Source organism: Planktothrix sp. PLAVEN19ND (genome assembly GCF_057220675.1).
Genome location: NZ_JBXVTP010000002.1, coordinates 85,946 through 111,706, shown reverse-complemented (window position 1 = coordinate 111,706; position 25,761 = coordinate 85,946). Strand labels below are relative to the sequence as shown.

Below are 25,761 nucleotides of genomic sequence, written 5' to 3'. Positions count from 1 at the left end.
ATGAAATCTCAAATTCTATTGATTACAAAACCAGTAGCCGTAAAAACTGCAATTGTGCTGGGACTGAGTTTAAGTTTAATAAGCTCAAACCAGCCCACCTTAGCTCAGACAACTCCTCCTGTTGCAGCACCCACCCAAACTTCTGTGGTTCAAAAGTCATCAACTTCGGGTGATTTCTTCGCACCCATTGAAAACGTGATTAAGGAAGTTGATCAGTTTATTGGTGATGTGCGTGGCTTTGTACAAAACGACTTATTCGGCACACTAAATGAACTGCTTTCTTCGTCCTTGGGAGCGATTAAAATTCCCGATTTAAGTCAAATTAGTCGCGAAATTTTAAATGCGCCAACCTCCCGCTATGAAGGAACACAACTTTCAGATCAATTGGAGAACAAATTAGGCTCATCCGATAGCCAAGGTTCAACTGCAATTATGTCTGAACTTGATAGACAAGCTCAACGCAATACTGCGACAGGAATTGCAGATGGCTCCACCTTGAGTGAAGAGGCTCAAGCTCAAAGTCGCTCAGTTTTACAAGCCACAGAGCAAGATACAACCCAGAATGTTCAACTCGCTGAAGAATCCCAAAGCCTTGATGTGAGCCAACATATTCTGCAAAACCTCTCTCAGCAAACAGCACTCAATGCTCATGTTAATGCTCGAGTTTTGCAAGAAGCTCAACAAGCTCGTACAGATCGGGCAATTAACAACGTCTTACTATCCCAAGCGGCTCAGGAAATATCTGCTATCAATACAAGCGATCGCCGAGGCAGCATTACATCCGGCAATCAAGCAAGTTCGCAAGCAGGAATGCTCATGTTGCCAGGAGGGGGTTATCTAGGACAAACAACCCACGACAGCACGAATTAGATAGAGTGCGGGGTGCATCACCTCACACTCAGCACTTTTATTGCACTTTCTTATCCGGTCAAATCCATGATGCAACTTTTAGGACAAATAACATCTCCCACCACTGGTGGGGAAGGAGCAGCATTAGATATTGTTCGTGAATCGATCAATTTAGCTAGGGCCACTTCCGAATCCTGGGACAAAGTTTGGATTGGGACAATTGACCCTATTGCTTCAGGATTGTGGGTCGGTTTAGTATCCTTGGGAATTACCTTAGCCGCCATCAGTATTTTGTTCCTCACCCTCACCAGTGGCAAGGATATTATCGAAAAACAATCTTGGTCAGAACTAGCCTCATTGTTTGTTTGGCCCCTGGTCATCATGCTCTTTCTGGGTGCTAATGGTCGATTACTAGCCAATACCGTCATCGTTAGCCGCAGCTTTGCTTATCAACAAGTGCAAAGCGTTTTGGAAGCCCAATTGGGAGAACTCACTTTTAGAGATGCAATTACTAACGTTACCCTCAGTAGTATTGGTAAACAGCAGCTTGAAAATCTCTATAGTGAATGTCGAAACCAAGTCGGTGAAGAACTCGTAACCTGTTGGAATTCTAAACGTGAAGCGGCTCAAAAAATTGTTGATGAAGCTGAAAGACAAGCGGCGGGTTCTGTTCCTTTACAAGCATTGCGAACCTTTGGACAAATGCTTTGGAATCGTACCTTATTCGGTGCTGCCGAAGATGCCGTTACTTTCGTCACTGACCCAGGTTCCGTGTTTCGAGAAAAAGCCATACCCATTCTTCGTTTTATTCTGTACAGCATTCAATGGGCTTTCGTCAACGTTCTTGAAGCTGCTTTACTGCTGACTGGTTTGTTTGCACCGATCGCAATGGGGTTGTCTCTCCTGCCGCTGCAAGGTCGTCCGATTTGGGCTTGGGTAACAGGTTTTCTCAGCTTATTTGGTGTCCAGCTTGGTTACAACATTATCGTTGGACTGGCTGCCGTTGTTCTGGTGAACTCAGGAGCAGAACTGGCTAGTGATGTTGCTTTCCTCTTCTTCATCAGTATTTTTGCCCCTGCATTAGCTCTTCTCATCGCTGGAGGAGGGGGAATTGCTTTATACAACGGCATTGCGGGTCATGCCAAACAACTGGTCGATTTATTCAGCAATGCTCTTGGAGCCACAACTAATCTGATTATTTACAAAGGATTCAGATAATATGAAGCTTCAAAAATTAACACACCCTGCGCTACTTCCCGAAGCTAAAAATTGGCTTGCCTTGTGTTTTGTGATTTTAACATCTATCAATTTTTTCACGCTAATTCTGCATTTGTTTATTGCCTCCCGCATGAATTCATTGGCTAGTTTAAGAACAACCCAAGTTCAACTAATCAATGGTCAAACTTATTATATTTCTGAACGAGACCAACGGTTCCGCTATCCATCAGTTATTCAAAATTTCGTCAAGACTTGGGCTGAGTTAACCTTTAATTGGGATAGTAAACTTCCGGGTACGAATGAAACTGACTCAGGGATCAAAGTCAATTCAAAACGAGTTCCAACCAGTACCTACTTTGCTTCTTTATTAATGGAACCTGAATTTGGCAAGGCTTCTCTTGATAAAATTGCTGATTTGGTTCCGAGTCCCGTTTTTTCGGGTCAAGTCCGCTCGACAATTATTATTTCGTTTCTTTCTGAACCCAGAGAAATTCGCCCTGGAGAATGGGAAATTGATATGATTGCCACTCGACTAATGGTTGATCGGAGTTTAGGAAAAGATGAAAGAATTCCGTTCAATCGAACCTTTAGAATTAAAGCCGTTGAGATTCAAACGGCGACATTAGGAGACCAAGCGTCCGCATTTGAGCAAAAAGTTTATGAAATCCGCTCTGCGGGGTTAGAAATTAATAAGATTACTGAATTCAATCCCCAATAAAGTGAGGTCAAAATCATGAGTAATAATGGTTTTCAACATCAACCTAATTTTAACTCTAAATCTGATACGATTGAAGAAGGATTAACTACTTCTAATTTGAAGCAGCAAAATTCCTCGAGAACATCAATCTCTAGCTTTTCAGGAACAATTGATGAACTTAGCCCTGATGAAGAAAGACTATTAGCGGGCTATGATCAAGATGCTTTAGAATTGTTAGCTTCCGAATACAGAATTAAACAGGATGATGAACAAGTAGAAAGTCGAGAGCTTTCTCAAAAACCATCCGTTCGGATGTTTTCTGTTTTGACTGCTACAGGTTTTGTTTTAGGCGTTTTTGGCTTTTTATGGTTTGTCTTTTTTGCTCCTAAACCCGTTGCTCAACAACCGAAAACCTCAAAACCCGAAGTAACAACATTTTCCCCTAAAGATGAATCAGGGGAACTGAAAAGTCAACTCGCTTTTCAAGATCAACAGCGAACCCTAAACGCTCAATCTCCAACACCTAAAAAACCGCCTACTTCAAATGCAGCACCACCTTCTAAACCCAAACCTACACCTGCATCTAATTCTGCAACCCCCCAACCTGTAAGACCTGTTCAAGCGACACCACCACCCAGACCCAGAACAGTACAAGTTGTTCCCCCCCCTGTACGGCCTGCACCTGCCCCTCGTCCTGTACCCGCCCCTCGTCCTGCACCGACCGTAGCGTCTCGACCTTCAAATCCCCCATTAGAAGAAGTAGACCCCTATCAACGCTGGGCGGAGTTAGCGTCTTTAGGACAAAGCCAAGCCGATGTTACAGACTATCCAGCTATCGCCCGCAATTCTATTACACCTCCGCCTTTTGGGATGACAACGGCCGTAGCAGCGCCAACATCTATTCCTCAAACTGAACAATTTATGCAGATCAGTTCACCCACCATCCCTTCTCCCAAACAATCTGAACAACATCAAGAAATCAAAACGGTTGTTATTGGTAATCCTAGCCCAGAACGTTTAACTTCTGCTTCAAGGGTTGATGAAATGAGTGCCGGAGAAATTGGTATTCTTAACCGCACAACGCTTGACGAGAAAGGAACTGACTATACTTCTCCTAAACAGATTGCAATTGGTTCATCTGTTAAGGGAAAAGTGATTGTGCCGATGATTTGGGATGAAACAAACCAAAGCCCAACGGCGGGAAGATTTGCAGTAGAATTAACTGAGAATTTGTTAGCTAGTGATGGGGCGATCGCTTTACCCACCGGAACTATTTTAATTACCGAAGTTGATAATGTTACGCCTGGTAATCGCTTGGTTTCTCAAAGTGCTGTCGCAATTGTTTATCCCGATTCTACAGGAAATATTCAGCAGATACCTATTCCTGAAGAAAGTTTACTGATTCGAGGTTCCAATAACAAACCGTTGATTGCTCAAGGATTATTTGATCGGGGTTCTACAATTGCTAAAACCGATATTTTAGTCGGTGTATTAAGTAGTTTAGGACGGGTTGGACAAATTATTAATCAACCCACTCAACGCACATTAAGTCAACACAGTGGACTATTGGGAAGTAGCAGTGTGGAAACTCTTACCGGACGCGCTCAACCTAATATTTTAGCTGCCGCTTTGGAAGGTTTCTTTACACCTACGGCTCAACGTTTACGTGAACGCTCAGATCAAACTTTAGAAGAACTGATGAAGCGAGGTAATGTGGCAATTGTGCCCGAAGGAACGGAAGTTTCAATTTTTGTTAATGCTTTTATTACGGTCAATTAATCACTGAATTTAATTCGAGGTTATTGCATCATGAAAAAACTTCTTCAAAAGATGGGTCTAATTGTACTTTCTCCTGTTCTCTCAACAATTCTGATCACCAGTTTATCTTCCCAAAGTTCTGCTCAAAATCCAGCTTTACAACCGATGAGTCGGGATACGGCAACTCGTACAACCACCAATCTCCCAGTCTGGCCAGGTCGCTTTAGCGTGATTGACTTTAGCCAAACCGATGAAATTGTTACTTATATTCGATTAGCTGACCCTTCTAAAGCAGTTTTTAATACTGATATAGAATTAAAAACTAATCAAGCTCGGATGGTATTAGTTCAACCCATTCAACCCTTAAATTTTCCAGGGGCAACCACCACTTCTATTACTAATCTTGTCATTAAAACTCGCTCTAGTCAAGGTATTGAACGCCTCTATTTGTTTAATATTATTCCCCATTCAGGACAGCCAATTAGTAATGGAATTGCGATGACTACGAGTACACTAGGGCAGGAATCGACAGTATTTGTAGATCGTCATCGTGTTGCTACACTCCAAGATATTGAACAAGGTTTAAAAATTGCTATTCAAAAAGGTTATACCCCTGCCACAGATCCGGTTGTTTTCAAAGTTCGAGAGTTTCTAACGTTGGTTAGAAATGGCATGGGAATTCCTGAAGCATCAGCCAAAACTCAACTGTCTATGCCGATTCTTATTTCCTTGGGAAAACTGGGGCTTGAGAAGCTATAAATTTGATAGAGCTACAATTACTGATTGTAACAAATGGGTAAATTCTTCTTATTCTCTCTAAACAAACCAGTTTTCAATGGTCAGTCCTTCAAAGTCGGCAAAGTCTGAAACATTACGAGTCACCAGAATCAAATGATTGACTTTAGCGATCGCTGCGATCTGCCCATCCGGGTATGACGGCATTCGACCCAAAGCAGTCAGTCTAGCCCGTTCCACCGCAAACCATCCGGCGGCAGCATGACAGTACGGCAAGATGATCATTTTTTCTTGGATCACCTGGGTTAAGTAATCAGATAAATTCTTTTTTCGCCGAGACTCCGGCAATCGATATAACCCATAAAGAAGTTCATGCCATGTCACCGATGCGATCGCCGATTCTTCAAGATTCTGTCGAAAATGTTCCAGAAAAATATCATTAGGCTGTAGTTTGATACTTTCGGAAATGATGTTAGTATCCAGGAGAAATTTCACGCTCATCACCAGCAAGGTTTTTCGGGAGTCGGGGTGCAGTCCCGAACATCAGCAAAGATTTCATCACTATCCAAATCAATTCCTTCTGAAACGATTTTGGAGCGAAAAGCATCGAAAGCCTCTAAAACACCCTCAGATTTAGCCGAAATAATTTTAGCAATCGGTTGGTCTGCTTGAAAAATCACAAAACTTTCTCCAGCTTTAGCCCGTTGAAGATAGTTGATCAAATCTTGAGTAATTTCTTCTAGGGTAATTTTATTCATGGGTTAATCTCCCGACAAAATTGTACGACTGGTCTAGTCTAGTTATATCTTAAATCAAAGCCAAATAGCCCGCAGGCAAAAGGTTCACTCAACAAGAAAATAGAAAATTGAGCACTATGGGGAGGAGGTACTAACGAGGCTTAAACAGTTCCCATAAGCCAACGGTGCCAACGAAAAAAGTATAAGCACCATATTGAATAGGCTGGTGTTTGAAAGCAGGTGCATAAGTAGCCGCTTCGGACTGCCTCAATTGAATGAATGGTGATCGCAAAATGCCCCAACCAAAGAATTGGCATAACTCATTGGGAATTGCGATAGAGTATTTCACAGCTAACGCTGAATCCAATTAGTAGTCAACAAAAACCTAATCGTTATGACACAAAATTGGGTTCAACCATCTTTTCAACTCACCTCTCAACAAGATCAAGCTTTAAAACAAATTGAGCAATTTCTCAACAGTCCTCAACAAATATTTGGATTATTTGGATATGCAGGCACAGGAAAATCAACGATTATTAATTTAATTGCTCAACAGCTTGTCAATACAGGAAAACGAGTTGCATTTACCGCTCCTACAAATAAAGCTGTGGGAGTTTTGCAACGCATGGCAACTGAGAAAAAAGTTAGAGGAGTAGATTTTATGACAATTCATCAACTCTTAGGATTAGCTCCTGTTAAACAAGGACAACATAAAATCCTCAAACAAGTTTTACCTTCATTACTGCATTTATACGATACAATTTTTCTGGATGAATGCAGTATGGTGACAACCGAATTGTGGAATATTATTCAACACCGAATCCAGAATACTTTACTTATTGGTAAAAATCGCCAACTCATAGTCATGGGAGATCCCGCTCAATTATCCCCAGTTAACGAGGATAACCATGAACGAAGATCACCATCTTTTAACGTAGAAAATAAAGTTGTTTTAACTGAAGTTGTTCGCCAAGGAAAAGATAGTCCTCTCCTAGAATTTGTAACCGCTTGTCGAACTGCTGTTAAAAGCAAAACCGTTTTCCAACCCTTCTCCAAATTTGACTTAGAGCGCAAAAATGGAGCCTTTATGGTTCGAGAAGAAAGGTTTCTCAAATATGCACTAAAAAAATTCTCTGCAACCTTTCCTTTAGATCCAGATTGCTTCCGAATTCTCTGCTACACTAATAAACGAGTCGCGTACTGGAACCATAAAATTCGAGCGGAACTCTACGGAAAGAATGCACCTAGATTTGTGGTGGGAGAAAGACTCATTAGTAAAGCTCCTGTGATTGCTCCTGACAAAAAAACCGTTATTCTTTCTACCTCAACAGAAGTAGAAGTGATGGAAGTGGTAGAAGATCGCTATTCTGGTTATAAAGCTTGGAAACTGAAGGTTAAAATTGAGAATAATGGGAGTTTTTATGCTTCCGAGGATCTGCGTCAAATCTATCTGCTTCATGAAGACGATGCTCAAAAGTTTCACAAAGATAATATCAAATTATTACGAAACGCTAAAACTAATCCTAGCCTTTGGAAAGCTTGGTATAATCACTGTGAAATCTTTGCAGATCTGCGAAATTGTTGGGCTTTAACTGTTCATAACGCTCAAGGCTCTACTTTCCGAGAAGTTGGAATTGATAGCAATGACATCTCCAAAAAAGTTGCGACCAAGTTTTTGTATTTAGCTCAACATCTTCCTAAGCAAAAACTTGAATTTATGAGGGACTATCGCAACAGTGTGTTAGCGTGTAACCAACTTTATTATGTCAGTTGTAGCCGAGCTAAAAATCGAGTTTTCATTATTCGTTAATTAGAAGTTACCTACCCAATAGTTTGCAACCAACCAAGCACCCAGTCCTGAACCAATCCAACCCAATAAAGCCATTGCAATCAATGCGATGATTGCTTGACCTAACCCTCCCAACGATCCCGCTTCAGATGGGCCTGTTTGACGCTCATGAAGCTCGAAGTTGTAGTTGCACAAATACATCCCAGCGATCGCCATCAGCACAAACCCAACGATCCCACCGACCGGAATCAACAGTAGCCTCCAAGTCAACCCAAATCGCGCAAAAGCACCCCAGAGAATGAACAGGGTTGGACTAACCAGCACCATCAAAGGCAACAAAAATCTAATCCTGATAAAAGCGAGGAGAGAGTCAGCCCCGACCGTAACCACCTGCTTCCAAGCCGGATGCACAACTGGGGCTGTGTCAATATTTGAGTTAGGACGATCTCGTATTGCTTCGGGGCTAGAATTAACCCTAGCAAACCAGCCTCCGGTATCCCCTCCAGCCCATCCTTCAACGCCAAACGTCTTACGACATAACGCTTTGAATTCTGACACCGCACTAATGTCTTGATTTAAGTAGCCTTCGGGGTGAAAAATTCTGCCGATATATCGACCCTTAAGCCGAACTTGTCCCACCACATAAATTCCTCCCCCGACTGAGTACACAGCCTTGGCCGGATCTCGCGAGTAAAACGCCACATATCCACCGTCTGCACCCTTGTACTGATTGACGGTCGGTAAAATTCGCGACTCAACTCCCTGCCCCTCACCCCTTGAAGTGCCAAATATACCCTGATTATCCATAAAGATGGGGAAATCTTCTGGAAGCCAGTAGGGAATGAGATCCGATTGCGATGGTTTTTCTGGGATTAAGCTAGGAATCATCGCATCAGGCTGCGGTAGGGGATTGGCGGTTTGTGAAGGTACTTTGGAGCGTGTCCCCATTTCTACAAACTGACTCCCACTCATGAACAAACTCCCATCCTCCTGCACACACAGTGTTTCAGTGAAGGGATCAGTTATCCAAGCCAGCAAAACCGAGCGACCATCGGGTAAGATGGTGTACTGACCTCGGCGATCTGTGCTTAATAATCGATAAGAGCCATCGGGTTCAAATAAATAACAGTATTTGTCTTTGTGCAGCCAGATTGAGCGGATCAGTTTCTCCCGAAGATTGTTTTCTGGCTCTGTTGTGAATGAAGGTGAGGAATTGCTAGGCATAGACGACTTGCGCTTTTTTCTTCTCAAATCTAGCTCAAACTCAATTAACGGTATTCTAAAATGTTTTTGAATCGATAACGTTTCTTCCTCCTGCAATGGTCTATTAAATTTAACTCTAACCCAGATAACTAATGCCCCAAATTCCCACCTCGGCAGTTACACCTGGATACCGTTCTCAGTCAGAAGACACCAGCATTGATGCAGATGTGCTGATGTTTCAACTGCTTCGACAACTGACACCCCAACAGAGAACCCAAAGATTTCGACAGTTCAATCAAGCTACTCGTAAACTAACGATAATAGCCATTAAAAATCATTATCCTAATGCTTCTTCATCCAAGATTTATCAAGAATTCATCAGAAGGCATTTAGGCTCAGAATGGCTAACCGTTTTAAGATTAAAAACAACAGAATTTGAAGAAAAATTTATGATTGAAGATCCTTTAGAACTCGCTAGTCGAATGGCAATCCTATTTGAGACTTTAAATATTCCCTATTTAGTGGGTGGGTCTGTAGCTAGTTCCCTGTTAGGAGAGAGCCGCTCAACCCAATATCTAGATTTAGTTATCAGCATTTCGCTGTCAAAAGCACCGCAACTCATTCGAGCAATGGAACAGGAGTTTTATATTAGTGAATCGGCGGTTGTCGAAGCGGTGAATGAGAAACGATCTTTTAATGTTATTCATTTAACCTCATTAGAAAAAATAGATATTTTTGTGATCGGAGATGATGCTTTTTCCTGTTCTAAAATGAATCGTCGCCAACTTTATAAAATTGATGAATCTGAAAAAGGTATTTACATTTATTCAGCCGAAGATATAATCCTACAAAAGTTATATTGGTATTTACTGTCTGCTACAGAATCTCAAAAGCAGTGGAGAGATGTCTTGGGAGTTTTAAAAGTGCAAGGAGAACGTCTGGACTTCAACTATCTTAATCAATGGGCAGAAATTCTCCAAGTTCAATCTCTTTTAGAGTTAGCTTTACAACAAGCAGGGTTATAAAAAATAATAATAATGCCTCAGTTTGTAAGCAGCTATCGCTGCTAGGTTTTGATCAATATATTAATGGGAAAAATGCCAACTAAAACCCGACGTTCGGCAACTCAAAGCCGAATTAAAAAGAACAAATCCTCTGACCTTCAAACTGTTCCTTCTCAAACCTCCAAAATTTTAACAGAAGAAAAAAGCCAAGTTGTTAACACCTCTAAAACTTCCCCATCTTCCTCAACTTCAGATGCTACTCTGCAACTGCTTTGCACACAAAATGATTTAGCGACTCACCTCGAACTCGTTAGCCATGCTGTTCCTGCTAAACCAACCCATCCCATATTAGGTAATGTTCTGTTAGCAGCTTGCTCTAAAACTCAGCGTGTTTACTTAAGCGTATTTAATCTGAGTTTAGCTATTCAAACTTCCTTTGAAGCTAAGGTTAATACTCCAGGAGAAACGACAATTCCCGCCGAACTTTTAAGTGAAATTGTCCGTAAGTTTTCTTACGGTGATCTCCAATTAAGTAACTCAATCTCCTTGAACGCTGAAAATAACCAAGATCACCCTTTAAATACAACTAAACCCGAACAAAATCCGATTTTAACTTTAGTTTCAGCCAGTGGACGCTACCAAGTTCGAGGTTTATCAAGCGATGAATTCCCCTCAATTCCTCAAGTCAATCCTTGCCAAAATCTGGCTATTGCTGCGGAAGCTCTAAAAAGTGGTATTAAAGGAGCATTATTTGCAACAGCGACCGATGAAACGAAGCAAATCTTAACCGGAGTGCATCTAAAAATTAACTCTAATACCTTAGAATTGGCGGCAACGGACGGTCATCGGTTAGCTGTGGTAGAAACCTCCATTCAAGGGTTTAAGAAAAAGAAAGAAACGGAGAATACAGAACCTTTGCAATTTACCCTTCCCGCTAAATCTCTATTGGAATTAGAGCGGATTTTATCGAGTCGGACTTCTGCTGAACCTGTACAACTCTCTTATAATCTGACCACGGGTTATGTAGAATTTTGTTGGGGCGTGCAACGGCTAATCACTCGTTGTTTAGAAGGGGAATATCCTGCCTACCAAGAGCTATTAAACCACGAGTTTAAACATCAAGTTTACCTGGAAAAATTGCCTTTTGTGAAAGCACTAGAACGGCTCTCGGTCTTGGCGGATAAAAAGGAAAAAATTATCAATATTGACTTTAGTCCTGAAAACCAGCAAGTTTCCTTATCCTTATTAAGGGAGTTTGGGAATGGAAGGGAAGAAATGATGGCAATTATCAACTTTAGTCATTCTTTGTCTATTTCTTTCAATATTAAGTATTTGTTGGAAGGGATTAAAGCGATCGCTAGTTCTGAAATTTTAATTCACCTCATTGATAGTGCTCATCCGGCTATCTTAAAACCCTTTGGTAATCGAGAACAACCCCATCTTTTAATCGATAGCCAATACTTGTTAATGCCTGTTGTCAAATCTTAACTTTTCTTGTCATTATGTACACTCCATTTCCTCAGAAATATCGTCCCCGTACCCTATCTCAATTAACCGGACAGGAGTACATTCAAAGAACCCTTTCTAACGCAATTCAAGCAAATAAAATTGCTCCTGCTTATTTGTTTACAGGAGAACGAGGGACTGGAAAAACTTCAACAGCCCGAATTTTAGCGAAGTCCTTAAATTGCACCGCTACCGACCAACCCACTGTTACTCCCTGCGGTCAATGTCAGTCCTGTCGTTCTATCGAAAAAGGAAGCAGTTTAGATGTCATGGAAATTGATGCAGCTTCCCACAACGGGGTTGAAGACGCTCGGAATTTGATTGAACGAGTCCACTTTGCTCCCGCCATCGGTCGTTACCGAATTTTTGTCTTAGACGAAGTTCATTGTCTCAGTTCCCAAGCCTTTAACGCCCTTCTCAAGTGTCTTGAAGAACCACCGGCTCATGTTGTCTTCATTCTCTGTACAACAGAAGCACATAAAGTGCTACCTACTATTGTCAGCCGATGTCAAGTGTTTCGGTTTCAGCCGCTTTCTGTTGCTGCGATTGTTCAGCATTTAACCATTATTGCTGCAAAAGAAGCTATTTCTATTACCTCATCGGGTAAAATTGCGATCGCTCGCGCCTGTGGGGGTGGACTGCGAGACGCCTTGCAATTACTGGGTCAGTTAAGCTTGTTGGGAGAAGAAATTACCCATTCTCAAGTTCTAGCGCTATCGGGTCGTGTTTCAGAGTCCGACTTGGTAACAATACTGCACTCCATTAACACCGGAGACACCCTAAAGTTGCTACAACTGTCTCGTGAACTCCTTGATAGTGGAAAAACACCCCTGACTCTGCTAACTTCCTTACTGAGTTGTTATCGAGACTTGCTGCTAGTCGCCAACGTCCCTGACTGTTCATCCTTACTCACCAGTGGTGTTTCCTATTCAAAACTCAAGGCGATCGCAAAAACTTGGAGTCAATCTTCAATTTATCAAGGTTTTGAACAGTTAAGCACTTCAGAATGGCAGCTTAATAAAAGTGTACAACCGAGTTTATGGCTAGAAGTTTGTTTACTGGGATTAATTCCTAAATCTGCTAAAAATAAACCCCGTAATCATCAAACTCCCAAGCGAAATTCAACCTCTGTTTCCTCCTCAAAACCCCTTGATCTAAAAAACACTATTTGGGAAACCGTGCTGTCAAAAGCATCTGAAAAGAACCGAGTTTTCCTGTCGGTTGCTTTCCTTGCGGAACTAACCGAGCAAAAAGCAATCTTAGCTGTACCTTCCCCATATCTTAACAAATTTAACCGCAATATTCGGAAGGTACAAAAACTATTTTTGACAGCAACAGGAATTAACTATCAAGTCTTAATTCAGGAGGGAAATCAATGATTAGCTTGTTAGTTGGCGATGATCGGTATGCAATTTCCAAAAAACTCTTGGCTTTCAAAAAAAGCCTTAACCCCGCTTGGCTTAGTTTCAACTATCATCGCTTTCATGCTTCTGCTGTAGATGAAGCCATTTATTGCGCTTTAACTCCGGCTTTTGGTTCGGTTAAAGCTAAATTAGTAATTGTGGAGGACTGCAACTTTAAACAGTTTGATGAATCGGTGATGGACATTTTTCAATTGCTCCCAAAAGTTCCCCAATCAACTGATTTGATTTTTGTAGCTTCCAGCATTGACAAACGATTGAAAGTCTCAAAATTTCTGCTCTCCCAAAGCCAACTGTTTGAATTCAATTTGATTGCGCCTTGGCGAATTGATCTTATTGCCCAGTATATCCGTACCCAAGCCCTTCGCATCGGTTTATCATTAGATCAAAATAGTAGAGAATATTTAGCTGATGCTATTGGCAATGATTCAGCCCGAATTGAATCTGAACTGCAACTTCTAGTTCTCTATAGTAACGGTGCAAAGCTGAGTTTAAAACAAGTGCGTTCTCTTATCCCTTCCACCACCCAAAATAGCCTGCAATTAGCTAAAGCAATTCGAGAAAATAATGCCCAAAAAGCGGTTAATTTACTCCAAGAACTCTTGACAAAAGAAACGTTTCCTGTTGCAATTTGCGCTACTCTCATTACCCAATTTAGAACTTGGCTGTGGGTCAAAGCAACAATTGTTAAGGGAGTTAAATCTGATTTTGAAATTGCCAAGATTTGCCAAATTGCTAATTTTAAACGAGTCTATTTTCTTAAGCAAGAGGTACAAACGATTCCTTTGCAATCTTTAGTAAAGGCTGTATCTTTGTTACTGGATTTAGAAATAGCTTTAAAACAAGGAAAACGAAACTTACTGCTGTCTTCTATTCTGGCAATTACCCAACTTTTTGCAAGCCAACCCGTTAAAACAGCAGCTAAATCGTTTGAATGATTAATAGTCCCTTTACCAATCTCAGGATTTTGTTAGCTAAGAACTAACAAAACTCTGGGATTATTTTTTTATTAATATCAAATTTAATAGAACTTGAAAGTTGATTGCTAAAACATCAACTGGAAACGGATTGAGCAAAATTATGCTCTGGGGGATAGTGCTTGATCAAGATTCTCTCCACCTCATTACTGATTTTGCGGTCATCTTTTTGTGCCGCTTGTTTGATTCGTTCCAGCAAATCTTCATCTAAAGATAAGGTAATTCGTTTTCTTGCCATTGCATCCTCCTTGCGAATCCTCTGTTAGTATATTGCACTTTCTGAGGCATTTTCGCGACATTTCCTGTACAGACGCGCCTGGGCGAAGCTGGTTCATGCCGTCAGGCTATTGCCGAAGGTTATTGGCACGTCTCTACTCGTAACGATCACCCTAACTCGCCTAAAAGTATGATCTTTATGAAACGTATGATGATTATGCTATCTTAAGGAGATACTGGCAGCAAGCTCAATCCCCAGATAAACGTCAGGGCGATAACTATGAATATAAGCCAAACGCAATCGCTGAAAAGCTTTGAGGTGATTGAGTACGTTCCGCTTAATCACCTCAAACCCCATCCTCGCAATGAGGCGATCTACGGTCGCAACGAGAATCTGACGGATTTGATGGAGGCGATCGCCCTCAAAGGTTATGTTCGTCCTTTACTAATCAAAACCGATGGGACGATTATTAGCGGTCATCGGCGTTGGCGAACCTTGCTGGCGTTGGGGTGGGAAAAAGCTCCGGTTCAAGTCTGCCACTTTGAAAGCGAAGACGAGGAACTATTTGTCTTGATTGCAGAAAACCGTCAGCGACAACAGACAACGGTGCAGAAAATTCGAGAAGGTATGATTGTAGAACCCCTCGCCCGCAAACTCAGAAATTGTTACGCTTTTCAAACTACGCCACGCACTTCCGACTCAGATACAGTTTCTATCCCAGAATCCTCAACACCCTTCAATGGAAAATTTTCCATTGGCGAGGTTTAATCTGAATTTGAATGGAAAACAAATGCAACTGACTGAGAATATTGTGGCAGCGATTGTTGGGTTAGGCTGTGGTCGGACTTATCGAAAAGGGCGTGTAGCGATTCAAGCGGCGGATCTCCTCCACACAGATGAACCTAAACTGGCAGAGGTTTGGCTGGAGATGATGAATCAGCAAAGTATTGATGCGGGGTATCAGTTGGCGAAGATACCGGAGGAGAAACGGAAAATGATTCTTGATGCGATCGCCACAGGTGCAGCAAAAACCCCCAAACAAGCTAAAATTTTGCTCAAAGCGCAGACAATTTTTAACCCTATTGATATGAAGGCAGAACCCGATTCACAATCCCCAACTTCCGCAGAAAATCAATCCCTAACAGACAAACCAGATGATATTAAAACAACTCAACAAGAATTTACTCCCGCCATTGGAACTTGGGTGATGATTAAAATTCCTTTAGTACCCAAAGAGAGAATTCCTCAACGGAAATGGAATGGATTTTGGGGTCGAATTACGGCCGTAGGAATGACCGTCAAGGTTGATATGGGAAGCGAGATTTTATCGCTACTTTTATCCGATGTCGAAGTGATTGAAAATCCCCAGCCAGATTTTTGCCAAGTTGCAGAGCGAATTCTCAGATTGCAACGCTTTGATACTGTGCATGAATTTGGAAAAATGATTTTAAACCGAATGCAAAAACGGTTATCCTGGGATGCAGCCACTTTAACTTATCTTGATGCGGTCGAACAAATTGAACTAGCACATCGAGCTATTGAGCAAGCTTTTTAGATATAATAAAAGGCAAAAACAAGCTAATCTATAGACAAATTCCTCTATTCTTCGAGCATTTTTTCCATCATCCAACCTACAATATCTGCAATTAAATCGGGTTGACTTGGTGAAAAAGTTTGTAATGGAATATCCACTTTTTCTGATACTACACAAATCGCGCCATCAAATTTGCTCAATGCTGTCAAAAAAGGAAGGCTAAATCCTGTGGGTTTGGCTGAGAGTGCTGTGGAATCGTAGCAGATGAAAAACAGGGGATTTGTGCTATTGCGACGCAGGTAATTCCAATAAAGTTTGAGTTTTTGCATTTGTTCTGGATACCCATTCTGCCACTCTGGACATTTTTGATTTAGCATCAGGTCGTAAATTTCTGAGGCGGGATTTTCGGGGTCGATGATTTGGTGTGTGTCGATGCAAATTAGCTTTACTTTGCTGCATAATTCTGGTTGATTGTTAATAGCTTCGGCAAAGACTTGGGGTAAGTTTGCTATGTTGAGGTTTGCTGTTGCAGCGTTGGTAAGGGTGTCTTGGTGCCAAGCTTGATAGAAGTCGGGGTAGGGCAGATTTTCGGTGCAGTGCCATAAAAACTCAAAACATTCCTTATAGCGTTTATACTGATTTTTATAAATTGGTTCTGTCAGAGTATCTTTTAACTTGAAAACTATATTTTTAAGCGAATTAAAATCCTTAATCGAACGAAGAAAAGAAGAAGCTACCAAAAAGATATTTTCATTATTGGTATTAGATACAAGCTCTATTAGAGTATCAACTACATTTGGGTTATGTTTGCTAATTTTACCTAAACTAATAATAGTATCTATAATAAGTGATTCATCTCTACAAGTATGCAACAATTCGGTTAAGACATCTATGGCATTTTTATTATTATTGTCTAACTGCAACAAAGTATCAGCAATTCGCCATTGCATAAACTGATCTTCACAGGTGTTCAATACTATAGTTAAAGGATTAATGGCATCTTGATTACTAGGAGCAAGTTTAAGTAAGCTACTAGCTGCTAAAAGAACAACTCCATGCTCATTTTTACGCTCGTACATCAGTTGGAGTAGAGCATCAACTACAACAGGATTTTTCTGACCAATCCTTTCTAAAACATAAGCAATTTGCTGCATTTCTTCAGGTTCTTGACAAGTTAATAAAAGCTGTTTTGAGATCGCAATTGCATCTGGATTTCCCTTGTCTAATTGCCCTAAATCATCAGCAGCCCACCGACGAACTTTAGGATGTTTGTTGTGTAAAAGGGATTTTAAAATTTCAATAGCATCTTGCTTGGCATCATCAAAATTTCCCAAAACCCTAGCAGCAGAACATCTTTTAAGATAATACTGACTGTTATAGCTTATTTCTTTTAAAGTAGCAATAGGATGTTCTTGCTTGCTTGATTTAAATTTAGATAAGCTCTCAGCAGCACAAATACGAGTAGATTCTGACTCCCTAATATCTAAAAGCTTATTTAGTACATTAACTACATCTTGATTGACTGTATTAATTTTTCCTAGATTTCGAGCAATAACCCAGCGAGTAGAATTATATTTAGGGTTGTCTAATCTTTCTATATAAAAAGCGATAATATGTGGATCGCTTTTGTCTAAATTGTACAGTACATCAAATGCTCGGTTACGAATTTTTACAATTTTACTAGATAGTAATTCTTTTAATTTACTAACAACGGTTGCATTATACTTACTAATTTGCTCCAATGTATGACCTGCTTGCTTATAAATGTCGCTGTCTTCGCTGTTTTCTAAAAGTTTAAAAAGAGCAGCAATGGCATCTGGATTGCCATTATCAATTTCTTCTAAACTATATGCTACTTGGCATAACAGTTTATTATCAGAGGTCTCTAATAGTTTTTTCAAATGCTTAATAGCAGCTTTATTATTTTGGTCAAGTTGCCCCAACGTATAAGCAATTTGCACAGAAATAGAGTCGTTTTCACAGCTACACAACAATTTCTGTAAAACAGAAATGGCTTTTTTTCTGTGTGTTTGCTCTAGTATTTTTCTCGCTTCTTGCCACAGTAAATTAGAATTATCAAAGCTCCAATAAGCAAGTTGTTCAACAATCTTGGTACTCATATCAAAATCACCAGACTCGGCAATTCCCTGTGCTGCAATGAAAAATGCTCGATATTTATAAAATCTTCTACATCCATCATCAAAATTAACCAAAGCATCAATAAATTCCTGTTTCTGCTTTCGTTCTATCTCCCCTCGCCCCACCCACAGCAAAATTACCTCTCTCCACTGCCTCTCAAAAATGTGGTAACTGCAAGAAGAAACTGGGGGAATTTGGTGATTTAAGAAATAGTGCCAATCCGCAATTGCACAAGCGGCGAAATATTCCTGAAACGTCGGATGGTAGAAAGCGTAAACAGGCTTTTTCGTGCGGGTATCCCTGTCAACTAAAACCAACCATCCCAATTCATCTGCTAAATTAAACCACTCCTCCTCCATCTGATCAATGGCAAAATCTTGCTCAATCCGAAACCGATTAACGCTTTCCATTGCCGCTAAAGCCAACTTTGCCAAAGCTTGTTGAATCTGTTTTTTATCCGTCTCCTTTAATACTCGCTGTTTCTTCTCGAATTCCTCTTGTTTCCACTCAAAAAAATAAGTGGTAAACTGCTCGTAAAGTGCCGCCTTCGTTTCGGGCAATTCCTGTTCGGGTACGCACCAAGACTGACACAACATCGACAACCGCAGGGGATTGCGTACCAGTTCTTTGATTCGCTCTTTTCCCGGTTCTTTTAACTGTCTTGTTAAGCGTTTGCCCTGTTCTAGCCAAAAAGTTTCATTGCCAGAATTGCGCCGTTTTTCATCCTGACTTGCCTCTTCAAACCACTGGCCAATAAACTCATCCACATCATCCGGTTCAAATTCCAAAGTTTTATAAGTATCAAAATTCGTCAGGGTATTGCTAATCGTCACATCCCAAACATTCAAACGGCAAGTTAGCACCACCCGCGCCTTACCCACCCAGTCTGTCAGTTGTTTCTGAATTCTCGCTAACGCCTCGATAGGGGAAGCAGCCGCCATTTCATCCACCCCATCCAACAGCAACCACACCTTACCTTCAGCGAAAAGTTGCTTGAGTGCTTTTCTAATTTCTGGGGTGACATTTTCTGCTTCAACATCGATAAATTGCAGCGCTTTTGAAAGCCAATTATTGAGTAAATAATCGGCAATTGTGCTAGAACGTAAATCTGCTAATCGAATACAAATCGGAAATTCCGGGGAATTTTTTGACAAACGTCCCGCCAGTTCTCCTAACAGCGTAGTTTTCCCCGCACCTGGTTCGCCAATAATGGCGATATGCTTACGTTTTTCGGTGTGATTTTCGGCAATAACTTTCTGGAAAAAAGCATCATCTTTATAAGTTTGGACGATTTGCAGTTCTGGTTCTTTCTGCGGTGGCGAGTCTTCCCCTGTGGCATTTCTTCTGGGGTTTGGTGTTTTGGGACGTTCCATTAATCCCAAGGGAACGTAAATATTTAATTCATATTGTTGTGCTGTTGCTTGGCGACGGAGTTGTTGAGTTGCTACAACTTTGTCGCAGATATCGCGCCATTTAACTTCGATATTCTCGGTGAGATTCGACTTTGCCCCGTTCTCAAAGGACGGATGCAGTCAGAAATTGTTAGTCTGGTTCTCGATATTACCCTGATTGATAACTCCCTTTTCTTGCAACTTCGACCAGTTCAGGTTTTGGATGGATGGTTGTTGGGACTGGAGCTTGTTCATTTCCGCTTGGATATATTCGGCAAGTCTGGGATTTGGATCTGCCTTTGCTACTTCTGGCAATTGGATTAATATTTGTTTGAATTCGTCATTTCGAGCAGCTACTGATTGCACTTCCAGCATTGCTTGACCGTAATCTAAAGGTTGCTCAGGCGCAAGTTTGATCGCACTCGCCGTATCTGGAGACTCGTGTTTGAGCAATGACCAAAATTTTTCAACCCATTGAGTCACCGCATCTCCAAAATTTTCTCCAATTTTTTCCCAAGCTTTTGTTCCCAGTACGGTTGCGAGCGCGGTTGCTACAGTAATAGGTTCCATTTGTAAGTTCGAGCGATAATTGATTACTTAATTTTAGAGCATAGCAAGACCTGTCAGGGGTTACAACCCCTAGCTAATATTTCAGTCCGCGTTTTTCACATTCTCAAACAACTTAGTCAAATTGCTCTTAACTAATCCCCAACCTCAATGGAAAATTTTCCATTGGTGAAGGATCACTCTTCTCGTTTCCCAATCCCTCCAGTAGAAAAAACTCGTTTGGAACGTCCTGTCTGATGAGCGATCGCATCTAAAGGATCTGAACCATACTTACTGGTTGTCCCCGATGGGTCTGGCGATTGCGGGGGAACATTTCCCCCAGGATCGGGTAACGGTAACATCCGTTCAGCCTCCTCTATACGCTCGTATAATGCGGCTGTAAGTCCCTCAAGATTAGTCAGTTTAACCCGACTTTCCAAACGGGGTCTAACTTGTTCATCCCAGAGCGCCTCACTTTCATCTTTGCGCTTCAAATCCGCTTTAGGAATGGGGATTGTCAGGGCGTAAGGAATCGACCCTTCGCCACCGGAACTGTAACCGGGATTGGTAATCACACATCGTCCTTGGGGAAATCGCAAAATTTCGTCAATGGAAAATAAAGGCATTTTTTGCAGAGATTCGTTCCAACTAATCGAGCGATTACTGGCAGATTGACCGCCAAAAGACCGACTGGTAGACTTACTTTTGATCAAAACTTCTTGATCACCATAACGCTCTGAATATTTTTTTGCCGTGTCCGTATTTCCAGGGTTAAATAGAATGTGGGTACTGCAAGCAGAGGCGATCGCTGCTCCCATTTTCTCCCCATACCCTTCATAAAGTTGTTCCAAACTTTGAATTCCTAACAGAAAACAAGCTCCATTAGAACGATATTCATTAATCCATTGTGGCATCCGTTCTAATCGAATTGATGGAAATTCATCTAATGAAATAATCAACGGATCTTTTCGGGGACGACTTAAATTAGAAACCACCAACAAATGAATAGCCGCCGCCAACAAAGGCCCCACAACAGAGCGCCGCTCATCATCAAGTTTAAAAATTATCATTTGACGACCTTCAAACCGAGTCGGAATATCCGATTTCCCCAAAAAAGCTCGCAGTAAATCAGCTTGAATAAAATTACTAAACGTTCCGGCGGCAGTTGTTAGAATTCCTGAGATGGTTTTTTCAGCATCTTTCGCACTCAAAAATTGATTAAAACTCGTGGCTACCCACTCATCAATTTGCCGAGATTGAATCGCATAATCAAGCCGTTTCACTAAATTCGGCAACCTCAAAATTGCATACAGCATTGCCATATCAGGATACTTTGAACCTTTCACTAATTGCAGTAAAGCTTTAGCTAATAAATCTCCAGCTTTTGAGAAAAACTCATCACTTTTTCCTTGATTAGAACTTGCATTGCGATTAATAACTTGACCAATTTCTCCCGCCATTACAGAATCTTGAGGAGATTTCATAAAATCGAGGGGATTAATTACACCTGAATAAGCTTCCCCAGGTGCAAACACCCAAACTTTATAACCGTAACGAGCGGCTAAAGGAGCATGAAGTTTAAGTTGATCTCCTTTTTTATCATAAAGAAGAATCGGAAATCCTTGCACCATTGCACTTTCAATTGCTCGATCAATCGTTGAAAATGTTTTACCAGATCCCGGCGCTCCAATCACTAAAATTGAGCGTTCTGCATGGGGTAACCAAACCGTTGGACTAGCTCCTAAAGCAGTTTGAAAAGTTGCTACAAAACCTCTTAATTTTAATCCCCGCCACCAATAGCGAGGACTCCCACACCACAACGTTACTTTATTATGTTTATTCTCTTTAATTTGTTGAAGTGCTAACCGAGTTGCACCTACTTTTTCCAGGGTTCCACATTGTTTTCCGGTGGTAATTTTTCCTCGACTCCCGCCTATAAATCGAGAGGCTACCAGTAGAACAATAAACATCCCTAGGGTTAAATATCCTTCTGGGTTATTATACTCTTGAAACAATCCTTTAAAATCTAATGAAAATAAAGGAAGGGGTTGTTCTGTTTTTTGAGAAGTCTGAGCCAAAATCGGATTAAAATTATTCATATTACAACTCCAATAAATTATCCTTAATTTACTGAATTAAAAGCAATTCACTATTCAAACCCAAGACAGATTAAATTAAAATTAGAATTACACCTCAAGAATGAATTAAAATAATTGCTTGATAACTCCCAACTGTTAACTGTTAACTGATAACTGTTAAGGGGAGGCTACCGCCTTGTAAGGGCGGAAAATTTATCTCTGTTTTTAAATGGTTAAGACGAATGGTAAAGTCAGAGCTAAAAGCTCTACGAATCTAAAAAGGGCTGAAGATCAAACTTCTTTACAGCCCGAAAACCTGAATTTTGAAATTGACTCAGAACTTTTAGAATCCCGTTACAATTTTGTTAGACGACCCATTCTTCCCTATGGGATTGTTGTTAATGAACAAGTTGCGGGTATTTTGATTCCCGAAGATCAATTAGAAAAAGCGAATTGGTTAGTTTTCCCAACCGATGAGGAAATGACAACCATTAGTTTAACAGAAGATGTAACGGGTTTATTACTGTCTAAATGTCGCTTTTGTGTATTAGCATTTATTCCTGAATACATTCGTTATAAAAACGATATTCCTGATTTGGGAGGTAGTGTTGTTGGCTTGTATGAAGAATACAAAAGTCAACTGAATAAAAAGATAATGGATGTTGTTAGTGAACACGCGCTCATTTTTTTAGATGAAATGAACCGTCCTTTACACAATACTCCGATTGTGGTTAGGTTTAAGAATGTTGCATTGTGGAGTTTTAAGGCGGTTCGAGAAGAATTTTATCGCTTACTAGAAAAAGCCTTTTCTGACTACTTGCAAATTCCTTTTAGTAGCAAAAACGATAAATGGCGCAGTTTGGGTATTCTTGATGTACAATTTAAAGGGGTCAAGGAAGGTGAAGGTTCTAATAAAAGCTACTGCTGTAAAACCGTTAGCTATATTAAACCAACGGTTAACAATTTTCCTTCGCTCTATCTAGGAAAAACTCAGCAGAAAAAGTCAATTTGGGGTCTACATGATACCATTTTAGGGTTTACAGAAACACCTGCAATACCTGGAACATCTGAACCTCAAATTCAAGTTCTTCCTCCTTCTTTCTCTGAGGAAGAACATGGGAAAAAAGCAATCGCTTCCTCTAAACCTCCTCGTAAAATTATTGCATCTGTTGTTGAAGATGATGATGAGTTTGATGAAGATTTAGATTTGGATGAATTTGATCAAGATATGGATGAATAAAGATCTCTCCAATTATTTCCTATAAAATTCCCTTTTTCCATTAGGACGAGGGGATTTTTTTACTTTTGTTTAGCAGTAGATTCAATCACAGAAGTTTGCACAATTTGGTATTGATGATTATTAAAACACCATTTAGTCTGTCGCATACTCTTTCCGATAGATTGCTGTATTTGTAAGCAAGGTAAATCCGAGGAGAGGGAAGGATCACTCACGATTTTAAATAATGGAGTTTGGGGAGGTAAGTTAGGGTTTAGATAGGTTGTTAATACAGGAACAGGGGTAGTATTTTTAGAAATTAGATAACCAACATATAAACACTTGGCTTTTCCACATACTCCTTGATGATTGAAGTTAAAAACAATTAGCTGACCTGCTTTTCCTTTTACGATAAAAGCGTTTACAGTGGATAAAACTTCTTGAGGATTGAGTTGAGAATTTTCAGTAATCACTCTTTTGACTAAATCAACTGAAACAAGTTCAGTGGCTTTTAACCAAGATACTGATGTCGGGTTTGAACTACAACCGCTTGTTCCTAATAGCATTGATAAGAACAGAAACAACGCTACTCCAAACCGAAACCATCTTCCTACCCATAAAAAAGAACGAGGCGGTTTAGGTTTTATGTTTTGAGGTTTATACACAGGTATTAAAGCTCGATTAGGTAATACAAAAACTTTTGGGCTTAATCGAGCATTAATCGAATGATTAGAAACAATAATTTTGGGTTTTCGTCTATTTCTTAGTAACATTTATTTAGCCTCCTTAACGGGTTTATCTCTGGCTATTCAAGCTGGTATTGGTACTAATAACGGTTCCACCATTAACTTGATAACGTCCTAAAACATCAAGACCATAACTTTTTAAGGTCAACCGACCAAAAGCATCTGTGGCTTGACCATCAACCTGAGAAGAATCGCCGCCAAAGTGTTTTTGAGCGACTCGTTCAATTAAGCGTTCACCCTCAAATAATTGCCCTGTTGTTGGGTCAATTTCTGCAACGGTAGCGTTAAGTTTATCAATGAGACTTTGGACAAATACCGCCTCTTGATCCCCAGGGGGAAAATATTGAAATAGTTCTGTTTCTGTGGGTTGATATCCCTTAGCAAGTTGGGCTAAAAATGTTTCTCCTCCAGGTTTTGAGGCAATTACACCGCTTGCATATTCGTTGTAACTCATTAATTGATATTTGCCTAAAGCCATACCACAATTGCGATTGTTATCTGCACAAACATAAGGGCCAATGGCTAAGTCTAAATTGCTGCTTTCTAAACTCGCGATCGCTTCAGACAACACTTCAATATTAACGCCTTGCACCTGTCCATAAGTTAACTTTGATTGAGTCTGACGAGAACGTGGAGAAAGCAAACTTTTTGGGGACATAACAGAAGATTCTGTTGAAACATCTGCTTGTGTTGGTATCGAGGAAAATCCAAGCGGCGAGGGTTCTAACACTCCAACAAAAATGGGAGAATTAACTCGATAGGTGAAGAAGGGAACGGGCCCAATAAAATACGGAGAGCAACCACAGGGAGAACAGAAACCGAAAGAATAAAGCTGTTGATACGGTGTCGGTTTGTTCGTCAGGTTCCATCACAACAACTTTAAAAGCACTACCAAAAGGTAATCTACCTGTGGGTTCCTTACCTCCGTTGATTCCCTGAAGACAACCCCAACCGCCCTCAACTTCTTGGTATTTCCCACTCATCCATTGTTTCCCTTCCAAGGAACCCCGCGCACTGCGACCGATATTTTCTAAATCATCCAGTTCGATGTAAGCGCATTGACTCCCCTGACAATTAACAGAAAACCCTTCAACATCAGAACCCGAAATTGTGTTAGTTCGTCGTCCTTCTGCGGGGCCATAAATGGTATCAATTCGCATCACTAAATCACCGAATTCAGTCACAGAATTAGGAAAATCAGATAGGGGTAAGGTGTTCAGTCCTGGTACATCTTGAATTTGAGTAGTTTGCCATCCTGACAATGCACCGAGTTGTGTACTTTCTAAGTTAGGAAGAGAAGACATTGAATAGGAGGACAAATCAATTTGTCCGAGTTTTAATTCTCCAAGCTGGGGGTTGCTACTGAGCACCTGAGTTAAGGTTTGATTCCTCCAATTAAGATTAGCAGCTTGGGTGGTGAGTAGGTCTGCTACTGGCGCAATCTCTTCAACTTTGAATTGAGCTAAAAGGGGAATTGCTTCAATCAGTTGGTTTAAAGTTTGTTGACCTATTAGGGGGAAAGCACTTAAAGCAACCTGCTCTAAATTTAGTCCCGTTTGCTGTGCAATAAAACCCACTGATAAAAGTTCTGGTTTTAATGCTGGGCTAATATCTCCTAATGTTAGAAATTGATCGGGTGTTTGTCCTGTTGTCCAGGTTCGATTAAGTTCAGTTTCTTGTCCTTTAGGTTGATTAGAACCGGATTGACTAATAGGGGGCATTTGGGAAAAAGAAATTTGTGTCCAATCAGGGACAAGGGCATGAGTGAAAGTGGGGTTTCCTTGTTGATTAACACTAGGGATTTCTAAAATTCGAGTAGGCAGTTCGGTTGCATCAATATTGGTTTGGGTCGCGGTTAATTGGGATTGATGGAAACCCGTTGACAGGAATAACGTTAAACTGAAAGTCGCCAGCCCAAATTGCCCCGATTTTAATAATAATCTTCTGCTCATTGATAGATCGGATTATTTTGATTTGATTAGTCACTCTTGATAGTGTTT

The 25,761-nt window shown here is 40.7% G+C and carries 23 protein-coding genes; 13 read left to right on the top strand and 10 right to left on the bottom strand.

What is annotated here, in order from left to right; all coding sequences use genetic code 11:
* The 5 genes from AC2D3N_RS24550 (at position 1) to AC2D3N_RS24530 (ending at position 5,281) form a co-directional block, all read left to right on the top strand.
* Complete coding sequence (locus tag AC2D3N_RS24550) at positions 1-870, top strand: hypothetical protein (protein ID WP_484693816.1); 870 nt, start codon at positions 1-3, stop codon at positions 868-870.
* Positions 871-936: 66 nt separating this feature from the next.
* Positions 937-2,067: a hypothetical protein gene (locus tag AC2D3N_RS24545; protein WP_484693815.1), complete on the top strand. Its 1,131-nt coding sequence runs from the start codon at positions 937-939 to the stop codon at positions 2,065-2,067.
* A 1-nt stretch (position 2,068) separates the two neighbouring features.
* The gene (locus tag AC2D3N_RS24540; protein ID WP_484693814.1) at positions 2,069-2,785 is read left to right on the top strand and encodes a hypothetical protein; all 717 of its coding nucleotides are present in this window, start codon (positions 2,069-2,071) and stop codon (positions 2,783-2,785) included.
* A 15-nt stretch (positions 2,786-2,800) separates the two neighbouring features.
* Positions 2,801-4,543: a hypothetical protein gene (locus tag AC2D3N_RS24535; protein ID WP_484693813.1), complete on the top strand. Its 1,743-nt coding sequence runs from the start codon at positions 2,801-2,803 to the stop codon at positions 4,541-4,543.
* Between the two features lie 30 nt (positions 4,544-4,573).
* Positions 4,574-5,281 carry a hypothetical protein gene (locus tag AC2D3N_RS24530; RefSeq protein ID WP_083616798.1) on the top strand — a complete coding sequence of 236 codons (708 nt, stop codon included), beginning with the start codon at positions 4,574-4,576 and terminating at the stop codon, positions 5,279-5,281.
* Positions 5,282-5,338: 57 nt separating this feature from the next.
* Here the strand turns inward: AC2D3N_RS24530 and AC2D3N_RS24525 are convergent, their stop codons facing one another.
* Both AC2D3N_RS24525 and AC2D3N_RS24520 read right to left on the bottom strand, forming a co-directional pair.
* A complete protein-coding gene (locus tag AC2D3N_RS24525; RefSeq protein ID WP_079679989.1) occupies positions 5,339-5,758 on the bottom strand; it encodes a type II toxin-antitoxin system VapC family toxin in 420 nt (139 codons plus the stop codon).
* The gene (locus tag AC2D3N_RS24520) at positions 5,758-6,015 is read right to left on the bottom strand and encodes a type II toxin-antitoxin system Phd/YefM family antitoxin (RefSeq protein WP_042158411.1); all 258 of its coding nucleotides are present in this window, start codon (positions 6,013-6,015) and stop codon (positions 5,758-5,760) included. Before AC2D3N_RS24520 ends, AC2D3N_RS24525 begins: the two co-directional genes overlap by 1 nt.
* 373 nt (positions 6,016-6,388) lie before the next feature.
* Here AC2D3N_RS24520 and AC2D3N_RS24515 point away from each other — a divergent pair, with 373 nt between their 5' ends.
* The gene (locus AC2D3N_RS24515) at positions 6,389-7,804 is read left to right on the top strand and encodes an ATP-dependent DNA helicase (RefSeq protein ID WP_484693812.1); all 1,416 of its coding nucleotides are present in this window, start codon (positions 6,389-6,391) and stop codon (positions 7,802-7,804) included.
* On the opposite strand, the gene AC2D3N_RS24510 is transcribed toward AC2D3N_RS24515, so the two are convergent.
* A complete protein-coding gene (locus AC2D3N_RS24510; RefSeq protein WP_484693811.1) occupies positions 7,805-9,007 on the bottom strand; it encodes a hypothetical protein in 1,203 nt (400 codons plus the stop codon). It abuts the gene before it with no gap.
* 131 nt (positions 9,008-9,138) lie between these two features.
* Between AC2D3N_RS24510 and AC2D3N_RS24505 the strand changes: the two genes are divergently transcribed.
* From AC2D3N_RS24505 to holA, 4 genes are all read left to right on the top strand, one after another.
* A complete protein-coding gene (locus AC2D3N_RS24505; RefSeq protein WP_484693810.1) occupies positions 9,139-10,011 on the top strand; it encodes a hypothetical protein in 873 nt (290 codons plus the stop codon).
* A 72-nt stretch (positions 10,012-10,083) separates the two neighbouring features.
* Positions 10,084-11,478, top strand: a complete 1,395-nt coding sequence (gene dnaN / locus AC2D3N_RS24500) for a DNA polymerase III subunit beta (protein WP_484693809.1) — start codon at positions 10,084-10,086, stop codon at positions 11,476-11,478.
* Between the two features lie 14 nt (positions 11,479-11,492).
* Positions 11,493-12,875, top strand: a complete 1,383-nt coding sequence (gene dnaX, locus AC2D3N_RS24495; protein WP_484693808.1) for a DNA polymerase III subunit gamma/tau — start codon at positions 11,493-11,495, stop codon at positions 12,873-12,875.
* The gene (gene holA / locus AC2D3N_RS24490) at positions 12,872-13,855 is read left to right on the top strand and encodes a DNA polymerase III subunit delta (RefSeq protein WP_484693807.1); all 984 of its coding nucleotides are present in this window, start codon (positions 12,872-12,874) and stop codon (positions 13,853-13,855) included. Before dnaX ends, holA begins: the two co-directional genes overlap by 4 nt.
* 115 nt (positions 13,856-13,970) lie before the next feature.
* Here the strand turns inward: holA and AC2D3N_RS24485 are convergent, their stop codons facing one another.
* Positions 13,971-14,132, bottom strand: coding sequence for a DUF6364 family protein (locus AC2D3N_RS24485; RefSeq protein WP_158442920.1), 162 nt, complete (start codon positions 14,130-14,132; stop codon positions 13,971-13,973).
* A gap of 258 nt (positions 14,133-14,390) precedes the next feature.
* Here AC2D3N_RS24485 and AC2D3N_RS24480 point away from each other — a divergent pair, with 258 nt between their 5' ends.
* A complete protein-coding gene (locus tag AC2D3N_RS24480) occupies positions 14,391-14,879 on the top strand; it encodes a ParB/RepB/Spo0J family partition protein (RefSeq protein ID WP_484693806.1) in 489 nt (162 codons plus the stop codon).
* A complete protein-coding gene (locus AC2D3N_RS24475; protein WP_484693805.1) occupies positions 14,851-15,666 on the top strand; it encodes a hypothetical protein in 816 nt (271 codons plus the stop codon). The genes AC2D3N_RS24480 and AC2D3N_RS24475 overlap by 29 nt, the downstream gene beginning before the upstream one ends.
* Before the next feature lie 44 nt (positions 15,667-15,710).
* Here AC2D3N_RS24475 and AC2D3N_RS24470 read toward each other — a convergent pair whose 3' ends face one another.
* The 3 genes from AC2D3N_RS24470 to AC2D3N_RS24460 form a co-directional block, all read right to left on the bottom strand.
* Complete coding sequence (locus tag AC2D3N_RS24470) at positions 15,711-19,157, bottom strand: NACHT C-terminal alpha/beta 1 domain-containing protein (RefSeq protein ID WP_484693804.1); 3,447 nt, start codon at positions 19,155-19,157, stop codon at positions 15,711-15,713.
* A gap of 159 nt (positions 19,158-19,316) precedes the next feature.
* Positions 19,317-19,745 carry a hypothetical protein gene (locus tag AC2D3N_RS24465; protein WP_484693803.1) on the bottom strand — a complete coding sequence of 143 codons (429 nt, stop codon included), beginning with the start codon at positions 19,743-19,745 and terminating at the stop codon, positions 19,317-19,319.
* A gap of 173 nt (positions 19,746-19,918) precedes the next feature.
* Positions 19,919-21,820, bottom strand: coding sequence for a type IV secretory system conjugative DNA transfer family protein (locus AC2D3N_RS24460; RefSeq protein ID WP_484693802.1), 1,902 nt, complete (start codon positions 21,818-21,820; stop codon positions 19,919-19,921).
* A gap of 208 nt (positions 21,821-22,028) precedes the next feature.
* On the opposite strand from AC2D3N_RS24460, the gene AC2D3N_RS24455 reads away from it, so the two are divergent.
* Positions 22,029-23,039, top strand: a complete 1,011-nt coding sequence (locus AC2D3N_RS24455) for a DUF5895 domain-containing protein (RefSeq protein WP_484693801.1) — start codon at positions 22,029-22,031, stop codon at positions 23,037-23,039.
* Between the two features lie 59 nt (positions 23,040-23,098).
* Here AC2D3N_RS24455 and AC2D3N_RS24450 read toward each other — a convergent pair whose 3' ends face one another.
* From AC2D3N_RS24450 to AC2D3N_RS24440, 3 genes are all read right to left on the bottom strand, one after another.
* Positions 23,099-23,788 carry a hypothetical protein gene (locus AC2D3N_RS24450; protein ID WP_484693800.1) on the bottom strand — a complete coding sequence of 230 codons (690 nt, stop codon included), beginning with the start codon at positions 23,786-23,788 and terminating at the stop codon, positions 23,099-23,101.
* A 22-nt stretch (positions 23,789-23,810) separates the two neighbouring features.
* Positions 23,811-24,419, bottom strand: a complete 609-nt coding sequence (locus tag AC2D3N_RS24445) for a hypothetical protein (RefSeq protein WP_484693799.1) — start codon at positions 24,417-24,419, stop codon at positions 23,811-23,813.
* 91 nt (positions 24,420-24,510) lie between these two features.
* Positions 24,511-25,713 (bottom strand): hypothetical protein, encoded by a 1,203-nt coding sequence (locus AC2D3N_RS24440; RefSeq protein WP_484693798.1) that lies wholly within the window; start codon positions 25,711-25,713, stop codon positions 24,511-24,513.
* Positions 25,714-25,761: the final 48 nt, after the last annotated feature.